The sequence below is a fragment of the Nitratireductor sp. ZSWI3 genome, from assembly GCF_024655565.1.
Taxonomy (GTDB): Bacteria; Pseudomonadota; Alphaproteobacteria; order Rhizobiales; family Rhizobiaceae; genus Nitratireductor.
This window is the reverse complement of sequence record NZ_JANKOF010000166.1, coordinates 1-5,054: the sequence shown is the minus strand read 5'-3', so window position 1 is coordinate 5,054 and position 5,054 is coordinate 1. Positions and strand designations below refer to the sequence as shown.

Here is a 5,054-nt window from a genome sequence, read left to right as displayed (position 1 = left end):
CTACAAGTGAACGCCGAGCGCCCGGGCCCCCAGCCCGGGCGCCGCCACCTGCTTACCGTAAAGATACCCCCTCGCAACTGATGAGGTGCGGTTGTCCGCCCTCATCCTCGACCACGCGGATTCTCGTCTGCCAGGCTTGAAGACGCCGTTCAGGTATCAAATGCGGGTGTGAAAATGATCGACTCTTTCGAACACGATCAATCCGGTTCAGTCTATGCTGGCGGGCGAGCAACTTCCGACCAAGCACGGAATCCACCTTCGTCGACCGGCGTTCCCAAATCTCCACGAACACGCACAAACACCTTTCGTGTTTCGCGGGCCAGGCGGATTCGTCCGAAGGCCGCTTCAGCGGAACCTGGCGGCACGTTGATCCGATCACATAATTGGGGAGACATTCCGATGGCTGGTTCCGGCTCGGCACGGCAAGCATTCGCATCACAGAATCTCGGTAACCGTCCGCGGCGGATCAATGGAACCCGGCATGTCAGGGGAGCGCTGCAGGCACTCTTCTGCTTCTTGGTGTTTGCCTGTTTGCTCCTTGGAGCAACACCGCCGGTTCAAGCACAATATATTCCACCAACTTCACCCTGCACGGTTGGTCCCAACACGACGCCCGCAGGTTGGAGCATTGTCTATAACACCCCCGATTGCTCAGACCAAAACCGGTGGGGGTGGCAGAATTATCCTTGGGTCAATGGGCCTCTTCCTGCTCTTCCGACGGGGGATCCGACTTTTGCGAGCATGTATGGCGCATCTACGACCGATCAGGAGGCGATCAAGACAACCATTCAGGGTCTGGTGCCCGGAAGGACATATCGAATCCCGTTTTTTGGCCTGCCGCGTGGAGGACAAGGTTCCGGTTATCCTGCCTCGTGTACCGGTCTCACCCTGACCATCCAAGGTGGAGCGCCTGAGAATTTCAACCTTCCTGACGACAACTGGTCGCACAGGGTCTTCACTTTCACGGCCACTGCGACAAGCCAGGAACTGACCGTGCGTGCGCTTTGGACCTCCGGGCTACCGTGCGTTGTCAACTTTGCGCTGGGTGTTTCACCGCTCAAGGTCATCAAAACGGCTTCCACCGGCGCCAGCCTGGCCGGCGATACCGTGACCTTCACCATGAAGGTCGAGAACATCGGCATCGAAACGCTGACCAATGTCTCGATCAGCGAGGACATCCTCGAACGGTCCGATGGAACGTCTCTCAGCCTGACTTCAGGACCGACCTTCGTCTCCAACAGCGGCTCGTCTCCCCAGGGAACGCTTGCGCCGAATGAAACGGCGACCTTCACGGCGACCTATGTGTTGACGCAGGCGGATATCGACGCGGGCGGGCTTTCCAACCAGGCCGTCGGCGTTGGAACCTCTCCGACCGTCGGGGAGATGAGTGCCTACTCCCGATCCGCTGTCGACGCCGAGGAGCAACCGACCAACGTGCCGATCCCGCATACCCCGCGGATCGGCCTCGAAAAGACCGGTACACCCTTTGACGCGAACGGCAATGGCTTCATCGATGCAGGCGATCACGTCAACTATTCTTTCACGGTGACGAATGCGGGCAATGTGACGGTGTCGAACATCACGGTCAGCGATCCGGGCGTGACGGTGACGGGCGGACCGCTCGCCAGCCTTGCCCCCGGCAGCTCCGACGACACCACCTTCAGCGCCACCCATGTGCTCACCCAGGCCGATATCGATGCCGGCGAGAGGTCGAACACGGCTTCGGTCACGGGTAGCGCGCCGGGCGGCAGCTCGGTTAGCGATCAGGCGAGCATCACGGTAACGTTCGAGAGCATCCGAAGGATTTCCCTCGAAAAATCGGCCACGCATGTCGATGCCAACGGCAACAATGCGATGGACGCAGGAGAGACCGTGTCCTACGCCTTTGCCATCGAGAATACCGGCAATGTGACGCTCACCAATGTCACCCTGACCGATCCGAACGTGACGGTGCTGGGTGGGCCGATCGCCAGCCTTGCTCCTGGTGTGGAGGACAGCACGACCTTCACGGCAACCCATGTCCTGACGCAGGCGGAGGTCGATGCCGGTGGGGTGTCCAACACGGCCACGGTCACCGGCAATGCGCCCGACGGCACTCCTGTCAGCGATATGGCGAGCGTGACGGTGGCGAGCCACGGGAGCGAAAAGATCAGCCTCGAAAAACTGGGAAGCTACCAGGACACCAACGGCAATGGCGTCACGGATGTCGGGGATCACATCGGCTACAGTTTCACGGTCGAGAACACCGGCACGGTGACGATCACCGGAATCATGGTGACGGACACCCAGGCAAGCGTCTTCGGCGGGCCGATCGCCAGCCTGGCTCCGGGGGCGACGGATACCACGACCTTTACCGCGATACATGCTTTGACGCAGGCGGATATCGATGCCGGCATGGTCGCCAATATGGCCGAAGCGACGGGCAGCGCGCCCGATGGCGATCCGGTCGGCGACGGGGCGTCGGCAACGAACCTCCTGCAAGCGACCGAGAAGATCACGCTCTCGAAAGCAGGGACCTATCAGGACACGAACGGCAACGGCATTGCGGATGTGGGCGATACGATCGCCTACAGTTTCGCGGTCGCGAACACGGGCAACGTGACCCTGTCGGACGTCACGGTGACGGACCCTCTACTTGCCGTGTCCGGCGGGCCGCTTTCGAGCCTTGCGCCGGGCGGTGCCGATATCACGACGTTCACCGGGAGCTATGCGCTGACACAGTCGGATATCGATGCCGGTAAGGTGGTGAACGAGGCGATGGCGTCCGGCCGCGCACCGGATGGCGGCATGGCCAGCGACCCGTCGAGCGCGACAGTCACGCTGACGCGCAGACCGGCGCTCACGCTGACGAAAACGGGCAGCTACGAGGACACGAACGGCAACGGGATCACGGATGTGGGCGATCGCGTTGCCTATGGTTTCGCCGTTGCCAATACCGGCAACGTGACGCTCTCGAACATCACGCTGGCTGATCCCCTGGTGCAGCTTTCGGGCGGGCCGCTTGCCGACCTTGCCCCGGGAGCCTCGGACACGACGACCTTCACGGCGAGCTATCTGTTGACGCAGGCCGACATCGATGCCGGTTCATTCTCCAACGTTGCCGAGGCGTCCGGCAGTGCGCCGGACGGCACGGCGGTTTCCGACACATCGAATGCCGTCGTCCCGCTGACGCGCAGCCCGTCGATCAGCCTGACCAAGACGGGCAGCTATCAGGATACGAACGGCAATGGCGTGGCGGATGTCGGCGATCATGTCGGATACGCCTTCACGATCGAGAACACGGGCAATGTCACGCTGACGAGCATCACGATGGACGATCCGCTGGTCACCGTGGCGGGCGGTCCGCTTGCCAGCCTTGCGCCGGGCGCTGCGGACGGTGGGACGTTCTCGGCGAGCTACGCCCTGACGCAGGCGGACATCGATGCGGGTCGCGTCGAGAACACGGCAGAGGCGAAGAGTTCGGCCGGGGACAACGGCAGTCCGGTGAGTTCCACGGCGAACGCGATGGTCCCGCTGGCGCGCAGCCCGTCGATCGGCCTGACAAAGACGGGAACCTACCAGGACACGAACGGCAACGGCTTGGCGGACGTGGGGGATCACATCGGCTACGCCTTCACGGTAACGAACCTCGGCAATGTGACCCTGACCGACATTCGGGTGACGGACCTGCAAGCCCCGGTGTCCGGCGGTCCGCTTGCCGGCCTCGCCCCCGGAACCTCGGACACGGCGAGTTTTGTCGCGCATTATCCGTTGACGCAGGCCGAAATCGACGCCGGCGAGGTCGTCAATGCGGCCGATGCCGTGGGAACCGGGCCGGACGGGGCGACCGTGAATGCCTCCGCGAACGCGACCGTCCCGCTCTCGGTGACACCCGATGCGCTGCTGATCAAACGGGCGATGCTGAACGACATGAACGGCAACGGCTTTGCCGATGCTGGCGAAACGGTGGACTATACGTTCACGATCGACAACACGGGCAACGTCACGCTGACAGACATCACGATAGAGGATTCGTTGACCGTGGTATCGGGCGGTCCGCTTGCCAGCCTTGCACCGGGTGCCCGTGACAGCGGCACCTTTACGGCCAGCTACACGATCAGCCAGTCGGACATCGATGCCGGCAAGGTGGAGAACATTGCAACGTTGAAGGCGAGCGGGCCGAACGGGGATACGCTGGAGCGGTCTTCTCAGACGGAGCAAGGGCCCGGTCCGACCGTGATCACGCTTGAACCCAGGGCTGATATCCAGCTGTTCTTGACGGGAACGCTGACGGATCCGGACGGCGACGGCTTTCCTTCGCCCGGCGATGCGGTGACCTATGCGTTCAAGATGCGGAACACCGGCAATGTGACCTTGACCGGGATCATCATCGCCAGCCTCGACGTGACCGGGATGGACATCGTGGTGCCGGCGGGTCTGCGCGTGAACGCTGCGGTCCCGGTGTCGGGAGGCAGCATCGCCAGCTTGGCGCCGGGCGCCGAGGACACGGGGACGTTCACGGCGAGCTATCCGCTGACGGCGGCCGACATAGAGGCGGGCGCGATCGTGGCAACCGCGCTGGTCGTGGGGACGGGAGCCGACGGAACGGCGGTTTCGGATGTTTCGGACGACCCGGCGGACCTGACGGATGTGGACGTGGAGGGCGACGGCGAGCCGGACGATCCGACGGTGACGCTGCTGCCGCAAAGACTGTCGCTGGCGCTCGAGAAGGCGGGCGCCTTCCAGGGGACGGCCGGGCAACTGGCCGAGGCCGGCGACACGATCCTTTACACCTTCACAGTGGTCAATGACGGCAACGTGCCGGCAAGCGAGGTCAAGCCGGTGGATGCCGGCCCGCGCTTCGACGGCAAGGCGGGGACGGGCAGCCTGTCGGGTTTTGCGCCGGCAAGCGCCAGCCTCGAGCCGGGCCAGAGCCAGGTCTTCACGGCGACCTATACGCTGAGCGAGCAGGACATCGCCAACGCGCAAGGGGTGGAGGACGGCATCACCAACACGGCGATTGCGGAAGGAACAGGGCTGAAGGGGCGTCGCGCTGTCTCGCCGGAGGCCTCGGC

1 protein-coding gene is annotated in these 5,054 nt (G+C 63.4%); it reads left to right on the top strand.

Features of this window, described 5'->3' with window-relative positions; all coding sequences use genetic code 11:
- Positions 1-993: 993 nt before the first annotated feature.
- Positions 994-5,054 (top strand): beta strand repeat-containing protein (locus tag NUU27_RS24870; RefSeq protein ID WP_374568131.1); only part of this gene is annotated, 4,061 nt, incomplete at its 3' end.